The organism is Microvirga terrae, from assembly GCF_013307435.2.
Lineage (GTDB): Bacteria > Pseudomonadota > Alphaproteobacteria > Rhizobiales > Beijerinckiaceae > Microvirga > Microvirga terrae.
Genome location: NZ_CP102845.1, coordinates 5174756 through 5194342 on the forward strand (window position 1 = coordinate 5174756; position 19587 = coordinate 5194342).

19 protein-coding genes are annotated in these 19587 nt (G+C 67.4%); 12 read left to right on the forward strand and 7 right to left on the reverse strand.

The window, feature by feature from the left end; translation table 11 throughout:
• Positions 1–2 precede the first annotated feature (2 nt).
• On the reverse strand, positions 3–671 hold the full coding sequence (gene minC / locus HPT29_RS24240) for a septum site-determining protein MinC (protein ID WP_210271995.1): 669 nt from the start codon (positions 669–671) through the stop codon (positions 3–5).
• A gap of 453 nt (positions 672–1124) precedes the next feature.
• On the opposite strand from minC, the gene HPT29_RS24245 reads away from it, so the two are divergent.
• Together HPT29_RS24245 and HPT29_RS24250 are read left to right on the forward strand one after the other, a co-directional pair.
• Entirely contained in the window at positions 1125–2303 is a 1179-nt protein-coding gene (locus HPT29_RS24245; protein ID WP_173946376.1) for a TAXI family TRAP transporter solute-binding subunit, read from the forward strand.
• 178 nt (positions 2304–2481) lie between these two features.
• Entirely contained in the window at positions 2482–4029 is a 1548-nt protein-coding gene (locus HPT29_RS24250) for a hypothetical protein (protein WP_173946377.1), read from the forward strand.
• A gap of 205 nt (positions 4030–4234) precedes the next feature.
• On the opposite strand, the gene HPT29_RS24255 is transcribed toward HPT29_RS24250, so the two are convergent.
• Positions 4235–4492, reverse strand: a complete 258-nt coding sequence (locus HPT29_RS24255) for a hypothetical protein (RefSeq protein ID WP_173946378.1) — start codon at positions 4490–4492, stop codon at positions 4235–4237.
• Positions 4493–4673: 181 nt separating this feature from the next.
• On the opposite strand from HPT29_RS24255, the gene HPT29_RS24260 reads away from it, so the two are divergent.
• From HPT29_RS24260 to HPT29_RS24275, 4 genes are all read left to right on the forward strand, one after another.
• Positions 4674–5285 carry a helix-turn-helix domain-containing protein gene (locus HPT29_RS24260; RefSeq protein WP_173946379.1) on the forward strand — a complete coding sequence of 204 codons (612 nt, stop codon included), beginning with the start codon at positions 4674–4676 and terminating at the stop codon, positions 5283–5285.
• Positions 5282–5839 carry a GNAT family N-acetyltransferase gene (locus HPT29_RS24265; RefSeq protein ID WP_173946380.1) on the forward strand — a complete coding sequence of 186 codons (558 nt, stop codon included), beginning with the start codon at positions 5282–5284 and terminating at the stop codon, positions 5837–5839. Before HPT29_RS24260 ends, HPT29_RS24265 begins: the two co-directional genes overlap by 4 nt.
• A gap of 113 nt (positions 5840–5952) precedes the next feature.
• Positions 5953–6720 (forward strand): sulfite exporter TauE/SafE family protein, encoded by a 768-nt coding sequence (locus tag HPT29_RS24270; RefSeq protein ID WP_173946381.1) that lies wholly within the window; start codon positions 5953–5955, stop codon positions 6718–6720.
• A gap of 128 nt (positions 6721–6848) precedes the next feature.
• Positions 6849–7331: a hypothetical protein gene (locus HPT29_RS24275; RefSeq protein WP_173946382.1), complete on the forward strand. Its 483-nt coding sequence runs from the start codon at positions 6849–6851 to the stop codon at positions 7329–7331.
• 61 nt (positions 7332–7392) lie between these two features.
• Here HPT29_RS24275 and HPT29_RS24280 read toward each other — a convergent pair whose 3' ends face one another.
• Positions 7393–8424: a cysteine synthase A gene (locus tag HPT29_RS24280; RefSeq protein WP_173946383.1), complete on the reverse strand. Its 1032-nt coding sequence runs from the start codon at positions 8422–8424 to the stop codon at positions 7393–7395.
• Between the two features lie 355 nt (positions 8425–8779).
• Between HPT29_RS24280 and HPT29_RS24285 the strand changes: the two genes are divergently transcribed.
• On the forward strand, positions 8780–10015 hold the full coding sequence (locus HPT29_RS24285; protein ID WP_173946384.1) for a YeeE/YedE family protein: 1236 nt from the start codon (positions 8780–8782) through the stop codon (positions 10013–10015).
• Positions 10016–10051: 36 nt separating this feature from the next.
• Here HPT29_RS24285 and HPT29_RS24290 read toward each other — a convergent pair whose 3' ends face one another.
• Positions 10052–11002, reverse strand: a complete 951-nt coding sequence (locus HPT29_RS24290; protein WP_173946385.1) for a hydrogen peroxide-inducible genes activator — start codon at positions 11000–11002, stop codon at positions 10052–10054.
• A gap of 93 nt (positions 11003–11095) precedes the next feature.
• On the opposite strand from HPT29_RS24290, the gene HPT29_RS24295 reads away from it, so the two are divergent.
• Positions 11096–12562, forward strand: coding sequence for a catalase (locus tag HPT29_RS24295; RefSeq protein ID WP_173946386.1), 1467 nt, complete (start codon positions 11096–11098; stop codon positions 12560–12562).
• 241 nt (positions 12563–12803) lie between these two features.
• Here the strand turns inward: HPT29_RS24295 and HPT29_RS24300 are convergent, their stop codons facing one another.
• Positions 12804–13454, reverse strand: a complete 651-nt coding sequence (locus tag HPT29_RS24300; RefSeq protein ID WP_285892610.1) for an MBL fold metallo-hydrolase — start codon at positions 13452–13454, stop codon at positions 12804–12806.
• A gap of 127 nt (positions 13455–13581) precedes the next feature.
• Between HPT29_RS24300 and HPT29_RS24305 the strand changes: the two genes are divergently transcribed.
• Positions 13582–14694, forward strand: a complete 1113-nt coding sequence (locus HPT29_RS24305) for an S-(hydroxymethyl)glutathione dehydrogenase/class III alcohol dehydrogenase (protein ID WP_173946387.1) — start codon at positions 13582–13584, stop codon at positions 14692–14694.
• A 14-nt stretch (positions 14695–14708) separates the two neighbouring features.
• The gene (fghA, locus tag HPT29_RS24310; protein WP_247654390.1) at positions 14709–15554 is read left to right on the forward strand and encodes an S-formylglutathione hydrolase; all 846 of its coding nucleotides are present in this window, start codon (positions 14709–14711) and stop codon (positions 15552–15554) included.
• Positions 15555–15559: 5 nt separating this feature from the next.
• Here the strand turns inward: fghA and HPT29_RS24315 are convergent, their stop codons facing one another.
• A complete protein-coding gene (locus tag HPT29_RS24315) occupies positions 15560–16135 on the reverse strand; it encodes an NUDIX domain-containing protein (protein WP_259060352.1) in 576 nt (191 codons plus the stop codon).
• Positions 16136–16354: 219 nt separating this feature from the next.
• Here HPT29_RS24315 and HPT29_RS24320 point away from each other — a divergent pair, with 219 nt between their 5' ends.
• Both HPT29_RS24320 and HPT29_RS24325 read left to right on the forward strand, forming a co-directional pair.
• Positions 16355–17197 (forward strand): SIR2 family NAD-dependent protein deacylase, encoded by an 843-nt coding sequence (locus tag HPT29_RS24320; protein WP_173946389.1) that lies wholly within the window; start codon positions 16355–16357, stop codon positions 17195–17197.
• Between the two features lie 60 nt (positions 17198–17257).
• A complete protein-coding gene (locus tag HPT29_RS24325; RefSeq protein ID WP_247654391.1) occupies positions 17258–18583 on the forward strand; it encodes an AmpG family muropeptide MFS transporter in 1326 nt (441 codons plus the stop codon).
• A 194-nt stretch (positions 18584–18777) separates the two neighbouring features.
• Here the strand turns inward: HPT29_RS24325 and HPT29_RS24330 are convergent, their stop codons facing one another.
• On the reverse strand, positions 18778–19530 hold the full coding sequence (locus HPT29_RS24330) for an SDR family NAD(P)-dependent oxidoreductase (protein ID WP_173946390.1): 753 nt from the start codon (positions 19528–19530) through the stop codon (positions 18778–18780).
• Between the last annotated feature and the right edge of the window lie 57 nt (positions 19531–19587).

Consider the following 19587-nt stretch of genomic DNA (forward strand, 5'->3'; position numbering starts at 1 on the left):
TCTCAATCCATTGTTTTCAGGATGATCGAATCGCCATCCAGGTTCACTTGCACAGGCTGACCGAGGAACTTGCCTCCCAGATCGTCAGCGGTCTTGTAGAGCCCATCGATCGCAATCAATTCGGCTTCGAACTTCCGGCAGAAAATACGGGCGCGGCCGTTGCCCGTGCAGCCCGCGATGGCGCGGCCGCGCAGGGATCCGTAGACGTGGATCGATCCGCCCGCGACGATCTCCGACCCGGACGCGACGGAGCCCAGCACCGTCACGTCGCCTTCGGGATGCAGGATCGATTGTCCCGACCGCACGGAGCCTTCGATGAGCAGCGATTTCTCCGGCACGGGCGCGTCGGCGAAGGGCGTGCCGGCGGCGGCGACCGCCGCGCTGGCGGCATCCGGCACGTCGATCTCGCCCGTCGGCTTGCCGCCGGCGATCGGCGGCGGCATGTCGCCATCGACGTTCTCGGGTGCCGCGCCTTCGAGGCCGATGATGCGGATGTTGCGCATCTTGAACGCGGCCAGGAGGAACTTCAGCTCGGACTTCGAGGGCTTCAGCGACGAAACGTCGGCGATGATGGGTCGCCCGGTGAAGAAGCCGGGCGAACGTTCCGATACGGCATCGAGATCTTCGAGCCAGTCTCTCAGCGGCACTTCGGGCGCGAGGACCAGGGCCATGAAGGACCTGCCACGGAAGCGAAGAGAAGGACGGTTGCGAACGGCAATGGTCACGGGAGTACAGATTCCTTTAATTCCCCATGATTTCGACCGTTTATGGTTAACGGACCGTTAAAGGAGCCGGCGGGCGCTCACAATTTTGCGGCCGGGCGCGGTCGCGGGATCTGCGGGAATTCCAAGGCGGAATCCGGGTAAACCCTGAGGCTCAGATGAGAACTTCCGCCCCTTCAAGGAATATAAAGATAAAACATATCTCTTTTTGATTATCTCATAGCACTTATTGAGTATTACTCCGTCCTCAAAGCTCAATTGACCGAGCCATTAAGGAGCATACGATGAGATTTCTTTCGTTTTGTTTCATCGTTGCTTAACGCATATTTTCATCGATAGGGACGAGCACAGAACGATCGGATCGACAAGCAGCCGCAAGGCTCATCCAGGGGAGGATGAAGAATGTCGGGTCGCGTGAATACCTGGTCTCCCGTTGGCAGATTTTTCCGCCATTTCTCTCTCCAGGCCGCCGTGGTGGCAGCCGCACTCGCGTCCGGCACCCTCGCGGCGCCCGCCCAGCCGACCCCTGCCCCGCCGGCGCCGGCATTCAACCCGGCCCGCGCCAATGCGGGCACCCTCGGGGTGATCTCGGGCGGGGCGGACGGCACCTATATCCGCATCGCGGCCGACCTCGCCAACGTGCTCGACGGCGAGGACCTGCGCGTGCTGCCGATGATCGGGCGCGGCTCGCTGCAGAACCTGCGCGACATCATGTTCCTGCGCGGGGTCGACATCGGGATCGTGCAGATGGATGCGCGCGAGCAGCTGAAGGCGGAGAACCTCCAGAACGATGCGGTGCGGCGCCTGCGCTTCATCACCCGCCTCTACAACGAGGAGGTCCACATCATCGCCGACCGGGAGATCACCGACATCCGTCAGCTCGACGGCAAGAAGGTGAACATCGACAAGGCCGGCAGCGGCACCAACCTGACCTCCCGGCTGATCTTCGACAAGCTCGGGATCAAGCCCGAGATGACCACCTTCGACCAGGCCTCGTCCTATGCGAAGCTCAAGTCGGGAGACATCCAGGCGGCCGTTTACGTGGCCGGACGCCCGGTCCGGGCGATCGCCGAGTTCCAGACCGAGGGCCGCTTCCACCTTCTCTCGATTCCGTTCGAGGGAGAGATCGCGGAAAGCTACTTCCCGGCGCGTTTCGCGAACGCCGATTATCCGCAGCTCGTCGACAAGGACAAACCCGCCGAGACCCTGGCGGTCGGCAGCCTGCTGGCCGTGTTCAACTGGCCCGAGAACTCCGACCGCTACAACCGCGTCAAGCGCTTCGTCGACGCGTTCTTCTCCCGGTTCGACGAGTTCCTGCAGCCGGGCCGGCATCCGAAGTGGAAGGAGGTCAACCTGGCGGCCGACGTGCCCGGCTGGGAGCGCGTGAGGCCCGCCCAGGCCTGGCTCGACCGGGCCGCCACGGCGAGCAAGCCCTCGCCCCAGGGCCAGAGCTTCGAGAGCTTCCTGAAGGGCAGAGGCATCGACGTCTCGGCCGAGCAGCGCGAGGTCCTGTTCCGGGAATTCCTCGCCTGGCAGAGCGATCGGCAACGATCCGCCCGGCGCGTCACCCGGCAGGACTGAGCTCGGACCTGACAGTGGAAGGCACTTTCAGGATCGACCCGATGCTCGATTCCTCAGCGGCGCATCGTTTGGTGCGGAAACCGGGACCACGTTCCGCCCGGTGCGCTGAGACACCAAGGCAGGACCGAAGCCGGAGGCCGGGCACACGGCCTCCGGCGGCCACCCAAGGAGGTCCGACATGATTGGGCACAAGACATTTGATTTGAAATCGTTCACCGCCGAGTTGCTGGCCACCACGTTGATCAGCGCGGCTCTTCTCGGACCCGCATCCGCACAGGGCCTTCCGAACAACCCCGGTCCGGCCGCGGAGGGAGCGGACAACCTCATGACCCTCCTCCCGCTGCTCCTGACCTCGCCGGACCGGCGGCAGCTCGCGGCGGAGCTCGAAACCTCCATCCGCACCGGCGACCGGAAGAAGGCCGAGGACAGGCTCAACGCGGCCATCGAGGTCGGCACCCTGGCGATCGTCCTCGTCGACCACCTGAACAATCCGGACCTCGTCGCCACCCTGCAGGGTCTCGGCATCCGGGGCGAAGCGAAGCCGGCCCCGGAACCGGCCGCAGCCGCCGCGCCGACGGCCGCGCCATCCTGTCCGGCTCCTCTTGGGCCGGTTCCGGTCAACCTCGTCGACATGCAGCAGGCTCTGGACCAGGAACGCTCCTTCAGCACCACGGTGTCGCAATCCCTGACGGGGCTCATGCAGGAGCACGGCGCTCTCGAGGCGCGCCTGAAGCAGGAGCAGGGAACCCAGGCGCTCGCCGCCTCCGAGATGCAGCAGGCCCTGCAGCGGGAGCGCGAGCAGAGCCAGGCCGCCCTGCAGGAGGCGGACGGGCTTCGCGAGCAGGTCCGCTCCCTGCAGGCGGCCCGGGAGCAGGACCGGGCGTCCGTGGCCACGACCGCGTCCGAGCGGGACGCGCTTCTGCGTCAGGAACGGGACCGGAGGGACAGGGTCGAGCGCGAGCTCGCCGGCGCCCACAAGAAGCTGCGCGACCTTCAGGCCGCCAGCGACGAGAGGACCGCCGCGGAGGCGCGCCGGACCGCCGAGCTGGAGAAGGCCCTGGCCTGGGCCCGGACGCGCAGCGACATGCTGACCCAGGAACTGCTGGACACGTCGGAGGAGCTGGACGCGCTCCAGGAGCCCCGTCGCCCGAGCGCCACCCCGGTGGTGTTGCGCCTCGCGGCCACGGGAACCGAGCCGCCCCTGGTCACGCCCCCGCAGGAGACGCCCGTTCAGGCTCCCCCGGCTCCGCCGGCCGTGGAGGCGAGGCCGTCATGGGTGGAGACCGGGCGGGCCCTGCTGGACGTCACCTCGGCCTTGCCGCCGAAGCAGCCGCCCGGCGTGGTGGTTGCGGCACTGCCGGACGGGATCGAGCCCCTGCCGCTCGGCGCCGCGGCCGCCCCTCCGGCAAAGGCGGAGGTTCCCGCCGCAGGATCGGGCAGAACCGCGCCTGAGCCCGCCAAGCCGGACGAGCGCCTGATCCTGCGGGCGGAGGAACTCTTCCATAAGGGCGATGTGAGCGGCGCCCGCCTGCTTCTCGAGCGCGCCCTGGACGGCGCCAATCCCCGGGCCGCCTTCGTGCTGGCCGAGACCTTCGATCCGAACGTGCTGACCCGGCTGGGCGTGCTGGGGATCCGGGGCGATGCCGCCAAGGCCCGGGAGCTCTATGCCCGCGCCCGCGCCATGGGGGTCGCCCAGGCCGGAGAACGGCTGGAGGCGCTGAAATAGGGCTTGAGAGCATCGTCCGGCGCTCTCGTCGATGCCGGCTTATCGGAGCGCGCCCCACCTCTCCCCGTCATCACCGGCCTTGTGCCGGTGATCCCGCGTCGGCAAGGCGCGGCGCCTTTCAGGATCGGGATAGCCGGGACGGGCCCGGCCATGACAGGCGGACGATTGGATCCCGAAAGCGGACCCGCCGGGTCCGCCCGATGGGCTAGAACGGCACCCACTCCCCGCCCTCGGTGAGGGAATCGACGGCCCGCTCGAGGGCGGTGCCGGCGTCGAGCAGCTGCTGGGCCGTCTGCTGGATCTGCAGGGGCGGGCCCGGCAGGCCGGCCACGTGCTCGGTCAGGTCCCTCACCCGATCGATCAGGTCGATCAGGTCGGCGGCGAGCGCGGCCCTCTCTTCGGCCTCCGCGGCAGCGGGCCGTCCTTGCTTCAGGCGCGGAGCGAGAGGGATCACGTTCGACATGCTCTGAAAATCTTCTTTTGTTCTGCCGAGGGCAATGGACCGTCCGGGCATGATCCACAGCAAACCGCAGCTTTCGGGCCGGCCGCGCGTCACGTCGCGACGGCTGTCCTACCGACGGGAGCTTGCCGGAGGCTTAAGCTTCACGGTTGACTCCAACATATTGGACGAGTATTCTATTTTGATGGATCAAACCTCCGCCTTGAACGCTCATCTCGCCGGGCGCCTGCGCAACCTGCGCGCGGCGAACGGCCTGACCATGGACGCCCTGGCCGAGCGCACCGGGGTGAGCCGGTCCATGATCTCCCTGATCGAGCGCGGCGAGAGCAGCCCGACGGCGGCCGTGCTCGACAGGCTGGCCGCAGGCCTCGGCGTCACCCTGGCGTCCCTCTTCGCCGAGCAGGACAGCGCCGACGCGTCGCCTCTCGCGCGCCGGGCCGACCAGCGCGTCTGGCGCGATCCGGACAGCGGCTACACCCGCCGCAACCTGTCGGCGCCCGGCTTCGTCTCGCCGATCGAGCTCGTCGAGGTGGTTCTCCCGCCCGGCGCGCGCGTCGCCTACGACACGGGCCATCGCGCCGCCCCGGTGCACCAGCAGATCTGGATCATCGAGGGCGAGATCGACCTGACCCTGGGCGATGAAACCCACCATCTGGCCACCGGCGACTGCCTGTCCATGCGCCTCGACCGGCCGACCATCTTCCGCAACCATGCCGACCGGCCCGCCCGCTACGTGGTGGCGCTCGCCACCGACGGGCGCGCCGGATCCGCCCCCCCGCGCCGAGGAGCCCCATGACCGCGCCGATCACCATCCAGTCGCTCTCCCCGCAGGACGCCCGGGAGCAGATCGGCGCCCTGTCGGCCGTCCTGATCGATTGCGTCGAGGGCGGCGCCTCGGTGAGCTTCATGTCGCCCCTGACTCAGGAGAGGGCCGACGCCTTCTGGCAGGGCGTCGCCGACGGGGTCGCGGCCGGGGAGCGCATCCTGCTCGTCGCCCGGGACGGGGCATCCGTCCAGGACGGGGCGTCCGCCCGGATCGTCGGCACCGTGCAGGTCGTGCTCAGGCAGCCGGAGAACCAGCCGCACCGGGCCGACATCGCCAAGATGCTCGTCCACAGCGCGGCGCGAAAGCGCGGTGTCGGCGCGGCCCTCATGCGGGCCGCCGAGGACGCGGCCCGGGCGGCCGGCAAGACCGTGCTCGTGCTCGACACGGTGACGGGCGGGGACGCGGAGCGCCTCTACGAGCGCGCCGGCTGGACCCGGTCCGGGGTCATCCCGAACTATGCCCTGTGGCCGAAGGGCGGGTTCTGCGACACCACCGTGTTCTACAAGCAGATCGGCGCGGGCTGATCGCCCCGCGGACGGGCGGTGTAGACCTTGGCCCAATGGGCTTGCGCGCGCCGGCCGTGCTATGGCCGGGCCTCCTCAACCCTCCTGCTTGGCACCTCCGTCAGATCACCATCATGGACCTATCGACTGCGGCGCTCCTCGCCGCCTCGGGCCTTGCGGCCGGCCTCGTCAACGCCATCGCGGGCGGCGGCACCTTCTTCACCTTCTCGGCCCTCGTAGCCGCGGGCCTGCCGCCCGTGGTCGCCAACGCGACCAGCGCGGTTGCGGTCACGCCGGCCAATCTCTCGAGCGCCTGGGCCTACCGGCGCGAACTCGCCCGCAATGCGAGGCGCTTCGCGGCTCTGGGAATCGTCAGCCTCGTGGGCGGCGTGATCGGCGCCTACATCCTCACGGTCACCAACAACGACGCCTTCCGGCAGCTCGTGCCGTGGCTGCTGCTGTTCGCCACCCTGCTCTTCGCCGCGAGCCCGAAGATCGTGGCGCTCGCCCGGGCGATCGGCAAGCAGGAAGGGCATCACCCGTCCACGAAGGCCTGGGCGGCGGGCCTGGCGTTCCAGACGGGCGTCGCGACCTATGGCGGCTTCTTCGGCGCCGGCATGGGCATCGTCATGCTGGCAGCCCTCGCCATCACCGAAGGCGACGACTTCCACCTGATCAATTCCGCCAAGCACCTGTGCTCGACGCTGATCCAGCTCGTGGCCGTGGTGCTGTTCATCGCCAACGGCCTCGTGAGCTGGCCCGAAACCCTCATCGTCGGGGCAGCCTCGGTGATCGGCGGCTATCTCGGCGTGGTCTTCGGGCGCCGCCTGCCGGCCAGCGTCATCCGCTGGCTCGTCATCGCGGTCGGGGCGGTCCTGACACTGTATTTCTTTATCTGGTGAATTCGCTAACCATACTCGAAATTGCACGCGGCCGGGCGGCCTTTCGGAAGCGGCTGCCCGATTGACGCCACAACCATGCTCCTTCCTGCGACGTCTCGATTCTCAAGTCTCGCGAAAAGGAAATGCTCGTGGCCGAATCCCAACACCTCTCAGGACTCGACGGAACGCAATCGGTCAGCGCCCTCGGCCTGCGATGGGCCGCCCTGCGCGGCATGCTGAACTCGCCCCTGATCATGGCCGACGAGCAGCGCGGGCTGCGCGACGAGCTCGTGCGCGAGCTCGCCGCCATCGAGCAGGATTTCAGCGGCCTGCCGTCGCGCACCACCATGGAGATTTCCGCCAAGCTCGACATCGCGCGGTCGGCGCTTCGGGAGCGCGTCCAGAACGGCGAGACCTGGCTGGCCGACCTGATCGAGAGCATCCAGGCCGACCTCCACGCGGTCAATCAGAAGCCCGCCATGGCCACGGCGGCGACGGCGGCCACGACCAACCGCTCCCCGGCCAATCTCAGCCGGCCGCAGCAGCGCTCCGACGAGACCGGCTCGTCGCAAGGCTCGTCCAGCACCACGCCTCCGACGGGTTCGGAAACCGCCACCTCCTCGGCGGCCTGACCGCGTCAGGCGCCGCCGCCGAAGCCTCTCGGACGCGGCGCCTGTCCCACGATGCTTGCGTCTACACGAGCCCGGGATCGATCGCGCTCGGCCGCTCGAGCCAGGCCGGGACGGGCAGGTTCTTCCCGCGCAGGAAATCCGGGTTGAACAGCTTGGACTGGTAGCGCGTGCCGTAATCGCACAGGACGGTCACGATGGTGTGCCCGGGCCCGAGCTCCCGGGCGAGGCGAATGGCGCCCGCGACGTTGATGCCCGACGATCCCCCCAGGCACAGGCCCTCGTGTTGCAGCAGATCGAAGACGATCGGCACTGCCTCCTCGTCGGGGATCTGGAACGCCACGTCGATGGGCGCATCGACCAGGTTGGCCGTGATGCGCCCCTGACCGATGCCCTCCGTGATGGACGACCCCGAGGCCTTGAGCTCGCCGGTCGTGTAGTAGCTGTAGAGGGCCGCGCCCATCGGGTCGGCAAGGCCGATCCGGACGTTCGGGTTGCGCTCCTTCAGCGCCATGCCGACGCCCGCCAGCGTGCCGCCCGTGCCGACCGCGCAGATGAAGCCGTCGACCTTGCCGGACGTCTGCTCCCAGATCTCCGGCCCCGTCGTCTCGATATGCGCCTGCCGGTTCGCCACGTTGTCGAACTGATTGGCCCAGATCGCCCCGTTCGGCTCCGACGCCGCGAGGCGTTCGGCCAGACGGCCCGAGACCTTCACGTAGTTGTTGGGATTGGCATAGGGCACGGCCGGGACCTCGATGAGCTCGGCGCCCGCGAGCCGCAGCATGTCCTTCTTCTCCTGGCTCTGCGTGTCCGGGATCACGATCACCGTCCTGAACCCGAGCGCGTTGGCGACCAGCGCCAGGCCGATGCCGGTATTGCCGGCCGTGCCTTCCACGATGACGCCGCCCGGACGCAGGGTCCCGCGCCTCACCGCGTCCTGAATGATGAACAGGGCGGCCCGGTCCTTCACCGACTGGCCGGGATTCATGAACTCGGCCTTGCCCAGGATGGTGCATCCGGTCGCTTCGGAGGCATGGCGGAGCTTGATCAGGGGCGTGTTGCCGATGGCGGCGGGAACGTCGGGCTGGATGGTCATGGCACTCCCTGCGGGCTGCGAGACGTCGTCGTTGGATGGGAGAACGGGTTTAAACCCATCGGCCTGACAATTCACGGATCATATTCACAAACAGTTTATGTGATTAAAAAAGAAAATACAATCCTTGACGTTCTTTATACCGAACCACATTGTTGGGCTCTTGGGATCCGGGATGTTGGCCAGGAACAACCCTCCCCCATCGTGGCCGGGCTTGTCTCGGCCATCCCGACACGGTGAGGCGCAGCGCGTTTCATCGGGATCACCGGCACGAGGCCGGTGACGACGAGCGAGTGTGATTCTGGCCGAGCTCCGGGATCCCGATCCGTAACGCATTCACGAACGCTCAGGAGCGCCCATGTCCAGCTCTGCCGTGGCTTCGCCTCTTTCCGTCGGAAACCGTGCAAGCTTGACCATCAACGCCCCGGCCTCCCTGGCGGCCGCAGCCGGCATCCTCGGCGGCGCGGCCCTCCTGGGCGCCGTCATCAATCCGCGCCAGGCCGCGCTCTACGTGCTCGGCGCGGCGCTCGGGCTCGTGCTCTACCACGCGGCCTTCGGCTTCACCTCGGCCTGGCGCGTCTTCATCGCGGACCGGCGCGGCGAAGGCCTGAGGGCCCAGATGGTGATGCTGGCCATCGCGTCCATCCTGTTCTTCCCCGTGCTCGCCTCCGGCACGCTCTTCGGCCAGCCCGTCGCCGGCAACGTGTCGCCGGCGGGGATCGGGGTGGTGTTCGGCGCCTTCATCTTCGGCATCGGCATGCAGATGGGCGGCGGCTGCGCGTCGGGCACGCTCTACACGGTCGGCGGCGGCTCCACCCGCATGCTGATCACCCTGGCGGCCTTCATCGCGGGCTCCGCCATCGGGGCCGCGCATCTGCACTGGTGGACCGCGCTTCCGAGCCTGCCGGCAATCTCGATCGTCAAGGCCTGGGGGCCCTGGACGGCCCTGGCCGTGCAGCTCGCGGTCTTCGCGCTCATCGCGGCCGTGACCGTGGTCCTCGAGAAGCGCCGCCACGGCCAGCTCGTGCAGCCGGCCCCCTCCCCGCGCCACGGCCTGGCCCGCTTCACCCGCGGGCCCTGGCCCCTGGTGGCGGGCGCGGTCGCCCTGGCGCTCCTGAACTTCGTGACGCTCTATCTCGCGGGCCGGCCCTGGGGCGTGACCTCGGCCTTCGCCCTCTGGGGCTCGAAGATCGCCGCCGCCATCGGGTTCGACGTGGCGAGCTGGCCCTATTGGTCGAGCCCGGCCAACCGGGCCGCGCTCAACAGCAGCATCTTCAACGACGTCACGACCGTGATGGATTTCGGCATCATCCTCGGGGCGCTCCTGGCCGCCTCCCTGGCCGGCCGCTTCGCGCCCACCTGGAAGGTCCCGCTACGCTCCGCCGTCGCGGCCGTCGTCGGCGGCCTGCTCCTCGGCTACGGCGCGCGGCTCGCCTATGGCTGCAACATCGGGGCCTATTTCTCGGGCATCGCGTCCGGGAGCTTCCACGGCTGGGTCTGGCTCGTGGCGGCCTTTGCGGGCAACGTCCTCGGCACGCGCCTGCGCCCGCTCTTCGGCCTCGAGGTGGAGCGCGTGAAGCTCACCGGCTGCTGATCGGCAAGGGGCTGAGATCCGCTCAGCCCCTTTGCATCAAGGAGCGACAGGCGGTCCTGCTTCAGCAGGCGCTCCTGCTTCGGCAGGCAGTCCTGCATCCGGCTGCCTGATCGACCGGATCAGGTGGCCCAGGGCCATGAAATCGCTCTTCCGGGTCGAGGTGCGGCGCCAGGCCAAGCCCACCGTGCGCATGGGCGCGTCCTCGGGAAATTCGATGAGCGCGACTCGCTGCCGGTCGACCTCGGCCTGGGCGCAGAGTTCGGGAAGAAGCGTGATGCCGTGGCCGGCCGCCACCATCTGCATGATGGTGGTGAGCGACGCCGCCCCGAGGGCCCTGCGGGCCTGCATGTTGGCGATGTGGCAGAACTGCAGGGCCTGGTCCCTGAGGCAGTGCCCCTCTTCCAGGAGCAGCAGGCGCTCCTGGCCGATGCGGGTGCGCAGGTCGCTGTCCGCCCAGCCCTGGGCGGCCTGGCTCTGAACGGCGATCAGGAAGCGGTCGTCGAACAGCGCCATGGTCTCCACCTGCGGCTGCTGAATCGGCAGCGCGAGAAGAGCCGCGTCGAGATCGCCCCGCACCAGCTCCTCGACCAGCGCCCCGGTCTGCGTCTCGCGGATCTGGAGGTCGAGGGCCGGGTAGTGCCGGGCCACCTCGGTCAGGATCGCGGGCAGCAGATAGGGGGCGATCGACGGAATGATCCCGAGGCGCAGCGCACCCGTCAGGACGCCCTGATTCTGGCGGGCGAAGTCGGAGAGCTCGCGCACCTGGTTCAGGATCGCCTCGGCCCGGGATGCGATCTCCTGCCCGGTCGGCGTGACCGCAATGGCGTTGCCCCGGCGCTCGACGAGCTCCACGCCGAGCTCCCGCTCGAGTTCCTTGATCTGCATGGACAGCGCCGGCTGCGTGACCGAGCATTGATCGGCCGCCATGCCGAAATGCTTCATCCGAGCCAGGGCTTCGAAGTAACGTAACTGCCGCAAGGTCACCATGCGATAAGAATATCTGATCGCAATTTGTAATCAATACAATTGGACCTTATCGCCACTCCCCGGCATCGTGCGCGGCATTCAACAGGGACGACCATGACGAAGCCAACCACCATGACCACCACGGCCGGCGCGCCGATCGCCGACAACCAGAACAGCCTGTCGGCCGGGGCGCGCGGGCCGCTGCTCCTCCAGGACTACCAGCTGATCGAGAAGCTCGCGCACCAGAACCGGGAGCGCATTCCCGAGCGCGTGGTCCATGCCAAGGGCTCGGCCGCCTACGGCACCCTGACGATCACCAACGACATCACGCAATATTCCAAGGCCAAGGTCTTCTCCGAGATCGGCAAGCAGACGGAAGTCTTCCTGCGCTTCTCGACGGTCGCCGGCGAGCGCGGCGCGGCCGATGCCGAGCGCGACGTGCGCGGCTTCGCGCTGAAGTTCTACACGGACGAGGGCAACTGGGACATCGTGGGCAACAACACGCCGGTGTTCTTTGTGCGCGATCCCGTGAAGTTCCCCGACTTCATCCGCACGCAGAAGCGCCATCCGGCCACGAACCTGCGTTCGACCACCGCCATGTGGGATTTCTGGTCGCTCAGCCCCGAGACCCTGCATCAGGTCACGATCCTGTTCTCGGACCGCGGTCTGCCGCAGGGCTACCGCTTCATGCACGGCTTCGGCTCGCACACGTACTCGTTCATCAACGAGGCCGATGAGCGCTTCTGGGTGAAGTTCCACTTCAAGTCCATGCAGGGCATCAGGACCTGGACCAACCGCGAGGCCGAGGCCGTGGTGGCCAAGGACCGCGAGAGCGCCCAGCGCGACCTCTACGAGGCCATCGAGGGCGGCGACTTCCCGCGCTGGAAGTTCTGCGTCCAGATCATGCCCGAGACGGACGCGGAGAAGACCTCCTACAATCCGTTCGACGTCACCAAGGTGTGGCCGCATGCGGATTACCCGCTGATCGAGGTCGGCATCCTCGAGCTCAACCGGAACGCCCAGCACTACTTCGCGGAAGTGGAGCAATCCTCGTTCTCGCCGTCGAACATCGTGCCCGGCATCGGCTTCTCGCCGGACAAGATGCTGCAGGGCCGCATCTTCGCCTATGCGGACGCGCACCGCTACCGGGTCGGCACCCACTACGAGGCGCTGCCGGTGAACCGTCCGCGCTGCCCGGTCCATCACTACCATGCGGACGGCTCGATGCTGTTCGACATCCCCAACCGCGGCGACGCCTATTACGAGCCGAACTCGTTCAACGGTCCGGTGCAGACGCAGCGCGCCGCCGAGCCGCCGCTGAAGATCTCGGGCGATGCGGACCGCTACGATCACCGCGCCGGCAACGACGATTACCGGCAGCCGGGCGACCTGTTCCGCCTCATGACGCCGGACGAGCAGGACCGGCTCATGGACAACATCGCGGAAGCCATGCAGGGCGTGCCCGAGGCGATCGTGAAGCGCCAGATCGTGCACTTCTACCTCGCCGACAAGGCCTACGGCCTCGGCGTGGCGGACCGCATGGGCCTCAAGGGCGCCGTGATGATCCAGGCTGCGGAATAAACAAAAGCCGTAGGGGCAAACAGGAAGCGGCCCGGGAGCGATCCCGGGCCGTTTTGTCTTTCCAGGATCGCAGAACGCAAAGCCTTATCCTGAGAGGCCGATACACCCACCTCCACGTCATGGCCGGGCTTGTCCCGGCCATCTCGGTTGGAAGGGCTCGGCGTTCCAATCAACCGGGATCACCGGCCTTGTGCCGGTGATGGCGTGAGAGCGGGGACGATGACGCGCGAGCCATCCTGCGTCAGAGCAATCCCTCGCCCTGCAGGAACGGGTTGGTCTGCCGCTCCTGGCCGATGGTGCTCATGGGACCGTGGCCGCAGATGAACGTGATGTCGTCGCCGAGCGGCAGCAGCTTGTCCTTGATCGAGGCGATCAGCGCCTTGCCGTCGCCGCCGGGAAGATCCACGCGGCCGACGGAGCCCTGGAACAAGACGTCGCCCACGAGGGCGAAGCGCTCCTTGGGCGACACGAGCACGACGCTTCCCGGCGAGTGGCCGGGGCAATGCAGCACGTCGAGGGTGAGATCGCCGACGGTGACCGTGTCGCCTTCGTTCAACCAGCGGTCCGGCGTGACCGCGCGGGCTGGAAAGCCATAGGCCTGCCCCTGTTCCGCAAGCCTATCGAGCAGGAAGCGGTCCGCCTCGTGCGGGCCTTCGACCGGAACGCCGAGAGCCTCGCGCAGCTCGGCCGCGCCGCCCGCATGGTCGATGTGGCCGTGCGTGAGAATGATCTTCTCCACGCTCACGCCTGTCTGCGCGATGGCCTCGCGGATCTGGCCGACATCGCCGCCGGGATCGACCACCGCGGCCTTCTTGGTTGTCTCGCACCACAGCAGGGTGCAGTTCTGCTGGAAGGGCGTCACGGGGATGATGGCGGCGCGAATGTCGGGCACGACGGGCTCCTTCTTGGGCGTGATGCAGACATAGGCCCTCGCGCCGGGTCTGGGAAGCCGCTTCACTTGACCTTCCCTCACGGGGCTTCACATAGTCCCGGCACCGAATCACAGCGAGGACAAGAGCATGGAAACCAGGGCCGCCGTGGCGTGGGAGGCTGGCAAGCCGCTCACTGTCGAAACCATCCGCCTGGAGGGTCCCAAGGCCGGCGAGGTGCTCGTGGAGGTGATGGCGACGGGCGTGTGCCACACCGACGCCTACACGCTGTCCGGCCTCGATTCGGAGGGCAAGTTCCCGGCGATCCTCGGCCATGAGGGCGCGGGCATCGTGCGCGAGGTCGGGCCCGGCGTCACCACGCTCAAAGTCGGCGACCACGTGATTCCGCTCTACACGCCCGAGTGCCGCAACTGCAAATCCTGCCTGTCGCGCCGCACCAACCTGTGCACGGCCATCCGGGCCACGCAGGGCCAGGGAGTCATGCCCGACGGCACCTCGCGCTTCCGCTGCGACGGCGAGACCGTGTTCCACTACATGGGCTGCTCGACCTTCGCCAACTTCACCGTGCTGCCGGAGATCGCGCTGGCCAAGGTGCGCGAGGACGCGCCCTTCGACAAGATCTGCTACATCGGCTGCGGCGTCACGACGGGCATCGGGGCGGTGATCTACACCGCGAAGGTGTGGCCCGGCGCGAACGTGGTGGTGTTCGGCTTAGGCGGCATCGGGCTCAACGTGATCCAGGGCGCCCGCATGGTCGGGGCCGACAGGATCATCGGCGTCGACATCAACCCGGCCAAGGCCGAGATGGCGAAGAAGTTCGGCATGACCGACTTCGTCAACCCGAAGGAAGTGGGCAACGACAAGGTCGTGCAGGCGATCGTCGATCTCACCGGCGGCGGCGCGGACTTCTCGTTCGACGCCACGGGCAATACGGACGTGATGCGCCAGGCGCTCGAATGCTGCCACCGCGGCTGGGGCGAGAGCATCATCATCGGCGTGGCGGAAGCCGGCAAGGAGATCGCCACAAGGCCGTTCCAGCTCGTCACCGGGCGCGTCTGGAAGGGCACGGCCTTCGGCGGCGCGCGCGGGCGCACGGACGTGCCCAAGATCGTCGACTGGTACATGGAGGGCAAGATCAACATCGACGACCTGATCACCCACACCATGCCGCTCGAGGAGATCAACACCGCCTTCGACCTCATGCACGAGGGCAAGTCGATCCGCTCGGTCATCGTCTACTGATGGGGACCGGTTCGTTGAGTTTCGAGACCGTCTCGCAGTCGCGCTGCTGCGGCGGCACGCAGTTCGTCTACCGTCACGATTCGCGGGAAACCGGCACGCCCATGCGGCTCGCCGTCTTCGTTCCGCCGCAGGCGGAGACCGGCAAGGTGCCGGTGGTGTGGTTCCTCTCCGGGCTCACCTGCACGGAGGAGAACTTCACCGTGAAGGCGGGCGCGCAGCGGGTCGCCGCGGAACTCGGCCTGATCCTGATCGCGCCCGACACCAGCCCCCGGGGCGAGGGCGTGCCCGACGATCCCGAAGGCGCCTACGATTTCGGCCTGGGCGCGGGCTTCTACCTGGATGCCACCGAGGCGCCCTGGGCCAGAAACTACCGCATGCGCTCCTATCTCGAGCGCGAGCTGCCGGGTCTGGTGGCCGAGGCTCTCCCGGCCGACATGACCCGCCAGGGCATCACGGGCCATTCCATGGGCGGCCACGGGGCACTCACCCTGGCGCTGCGCGATCCTGGACGCTTCAAGGCCATCTCGGCCTTCGCGCCGATCGCCTCGCCCATGAACTGCCCCTGGGGCGAGAAGGCCCTGACGCACTACATCGGGCCCGACCGCTCGGCCTGGCGCGAATACGATGCCTGCGCGCTGATCGAGGGCGGCGCGCGCCTTCCCGACCTGCTGGTGGACCAGGGCACGGCCGACGGCTTTCTGGACAGCCAGCTCAAGCCCCGGCTCCTGGAGGAGGCCTGCGCGCGCGCCGGCCAGCCCCTCACCCTGCGGATGCAGGACGGCTACGACCACTCCTACTTCTTCATCGCGACCTTCATCGAGGACCACCTGCGCTGGCACGCGGAGCGCCTGGGGCCGTAGCGTCCTCAGTCTCGGCCGAACAGCTCCGGATGCCGGAGCTGCAGCGCCTGGACCAGGGCCAGGGTCTTCATGTCGGCGATGGCGCCCTGTTCCAGGAGGCGCACGACCTCGTCGAGGCCGAGCTCCAGCACCTCGATCTCCTCGTGCTCCTCCGCGAGCCCGCCGCCCTCGCCGACCCGGTCGGCCGCCCCGTAGGGCGCCAGGAACAGGTGCAGCCGCTCCGTCGTCATGCCGGGCGCCGACCAGACCGTCCCGACCGGCTCCAGGCCGCCGATGCGAAGACCCGCCTCCTCCATGGCCTCGCGCCGGGCGCAGACCTCCGGCGCGTCCCCGTCGAGCAGGCCCGCCACGGCCTCCAGGAAGTCCGGATGGCCTTCCACGTGCATGACGGGCGCGCGGAACTGCCGGATCAGGATGACCGTACGGGCCCGCGGGTCGTAGGGGAGCACCGCGGCCGCATCGGTGCTGTTCAGAACCTCCCGCGTCATGGTGCGCCCATCCGGCATCTCGACCGTGACCTTGAGAAGCTTGCGCCAGCCGTCATAAACGGTTTCGACCTGTCGGATCCGGTAGCCTGCCACGTCCTGATATCTCCGTTCGATGATGCGAAAAGCTAGGGCATCGTGCGGAAAAGGGGACCCGGTTTTCCGCACGATGCGCCAGCCAAGAGAAGCAGCATCGGACCCGAAAGCAGACCCACTTTTGGGTCCGATGCTTCAGAGACAACACGCGAAGCCCCGAAAGTTATCCCTCAAGCCCCGCTGAAGCAGAGTGCCCTGTTCGAGCGTTAGGAGCAGGCGATGCTGAAGGAGAGTGGCGTGCTGGAAGGTTTGGTTGAGGCCATCAGGCAAAGACAGGCCATCCTGTTTGCGGGTGCCGGAGTGTCCATGACGGTCGGCCTGCCCTCCTGGAGCACCTTGATCGAACATATCGCGCAGGAGCTGGAGATCGACCTGACCGACTTCCGGGGCACGGACCTCAACTATCTCACGCTGGCGGAATATTACCGCCTCAAGCAGGGCAGCATCGGCCCCCTGCGCAGTTGGATGGACCGGAACTGGACCATACCGGAGGAGGCTCTGAAGACATCCCGCGTGCACGAGCTCATCTGCAAGCTCGACTTCCCGATCATCTACACGACGAATTTCGACCGCAACCTGGAAAACTCGTACGACCTGTACGGCAAGGACTACGTCAAGATCGTCAACGCCAAGGACGTGGCCCGAATCCACGAGGACGTGACGCAGATCGTCAAATACCACGGCGATTTCGACGACGACGGCTCCATCGTCATCGCGGAAACCGATTATCTGGAGCGTCTCTCGTTCGAATCCCCCCTCGACATCAAGTTCCGCTCCGATGCGCTCGGCAAGACGATCCTGTTCATCGGCTACAGCATGACCGATCTCAACATCCGCTTCCTCATGCACCGGCTCTGGAAGACCTGGGCGGATTCGGGCTACGAGCGCGACCGGCCGCAATCCTATGTGTTCATGCTGCGCCCCAACCCGGTCGAGCAGGCGGTTCTGGAGCAATGGGGCCTTCAGGTCCTGACCGAGAAGGAGTGCAAGCCCGAAGCAGCGCTCGAGACCTTCCTGGCCAAGCTTCATAAGGCTGTCGAAGAGGACGGGGCTTGCGCCTGATTGTGCTTCGGCCTCGCGGTGTGCCAATGTGGCGGCCCTTTTCGCTTCCAAGATGATCCCATGGCCGCCGCATCCAAACGCCGTCTGTCCCTTCGCGACGTTCTGACCGACGGGCGCATCGCGCTCATGCTGCCCTTGGGGTTTTCTTCGGGTCTGCCCTTTCTCCTCGTGTTCGGCACCCTCTCGGCCTGGCTGCGGGAGGCCGGGATCTCCCGCACAGAGATCGGCATGCTGAGCTGGGTGGCGCTGGCCTATTCCTTCAAGTTCCTCTGGGCCCCGATCGTCGACCGATACGACGCGCCCGTCCTGTCGCGCCTGCTCGGACGCCGGCGCGGATGGATGGCCCTGTCGCAGATCGTCGTGGCCGTGGGGCTCGTCGGCATCGCGTCCAGCGATCCGCAGACCAGCCTCGGGCTGACCGTGGCGTCGGCCCTGCTCGTCGCCTTCGCGTCCGCCACCCAGGATGTCGTCGTCGACGGATGGCGCATCGACGTCGCGGCCACCGAGCGCCAGGGGATGATGGCCGCCTCCTACCAGCTCGGCTACCGCCTGGCACTGATCTGCGCCGGCGCAGGCGCGCTCTACATCGCGGAATATGTGAACTGGCGAAGCGCCTACTGGACCATGGCGGCCCTCATGGGGGTCGGCCTCGTCGGCACGCTTCTCTCGCCGCGGGTCGACGAGAGCGCCGCCCGTCAGCACGTGCCCTTCGCGGCGGCCGTCATCGAGCCTCTGACCGACCTGTTCCAGCGCAAGGGTCCGATGCTGATCCCGATCCTCGCGCTCATCGCCTGTTTCCGCCTGCCGGATTTCGTGGCCGGCGTCATGGCCAATCCGCTCTATATCGATCTCGGCTTCTCGAAGGCGGACATCGCCGACGTGTCGAAGCTCTACGGCATCTGGGTCGGCATCATCGGGGCCTTCGCGGGCGGCCTGGCCCTCACGCGTCTGGGCCTGTGGTGGACGCTGCTGATCGGCGCCGTCATCGCGGCCTCGTCCAACCTGATGTTCGCCTGGCTGGCGATGGAAGGGGCCGACAAGCTGCTGTTCATCCTCGCGATCAGCGTCGACAACTTCGCCGCAGGCTTCGCCGGCTCCGCCCTGATCGCCTATATGTCCGGCCTCACCTCGCCGGGTTTCGCCGCGACGCAATACGCCCTCCTGAGCTCTCTCTATGCCCTGCCGGGCAAGCTCATCGGCGGCGCATCCGGAGCGGTCGTGGACGCCTATGGCTACCCGCTGCTCTTCACGGCCACGGCCAGCATCGGCATCCCTCTGGTCCTGCTGTGCCTCGTCGTACGCCGGGACACCATGAAGACGGTCGAGGAGAGACGCGCCGCCGACGAACTGGCGGCCGTGCCGGCGGGCGCGGGGTCGCGGGCGTGAGGGATTTGTTCCGCGCTTGTCATCACCGGGCTTGTCCCGGTGATCCCTATGTGAAAGGCGTTGCGCCCATCTGAATCGGCATGGCCGGCACGAGGCCGGCCATGCCGTGGAAAGGTTAGGGCGGGCCGCGTGTCGAGTCTCCGCGGCAGCACCGGGGCAAACCCGGCCATGACGGGCCGATCAGGCGCCCGCAATCAGACCCAGCCACCGTCCACGAGATAGGTCTGCGCCGACATGGCGCTGGAATCGTCCGAGCCGAGGAAGAGCGTGAAGTTGGCGATGTCCTGCGGCACGAGCTTGCGCTTCACGCATTGGCGCTTGAGCAGCTCCGTCTCGCCTTCCGGCGTGAGCCACAGATCGATCTGGCGCTGGGTCATGATCCAGCCCGGCACGAGGCAGTTGACGCGAATGTTCTTCGGCCCGAGTTCACGGGCAAGAGCGCGGGTGAGGCCGATTGCGGCGGATTTCGCCGTCTTGTAGGCCGCAAAGGAATCGTCGCTCACCATGTAGCTCGTGGAGCCCATGTTGATGATCGAGCCGCCGCCCGCCTTCTCCATGTCGGGCAGCACCGCCTGGGCGGCGAAGAACTGGTGATCGAGATTGGTGGCGAAGCGTTCGCGCCAGTATTCCGGCGTCACTTGGTCGATGGTGTGGCGGTCGTCGCGGGCCGCGTTGTTGACCAGGATGGTGATCGGCCCGAGCGCGTCGCTCGCCCGACGGATCGCCGCCTGGAAGGCGGGAATGTCGCGCACGTCGCTATGCTCGAAATGCACGCGCTCGCCGAGCTCCTTCGCGAGCGCCTGGCCGGCCTCGGCGTTGTAGTCGAGGATCGCCACCTTGCTGCCCTGCGCATGGAAGGAACGTGCGATGCTCTCGCCGATGCCGCTGGCGCCGCCGGTGATGAGAACGGTCTTGCCGTTCAGGGAGCCGTAAGTCGTCTGGGCCATGAATCTCTCTCAATCTGCCTTGGTTTTCTCCCCTCCCCGATGCGGGGAGGAAGTATG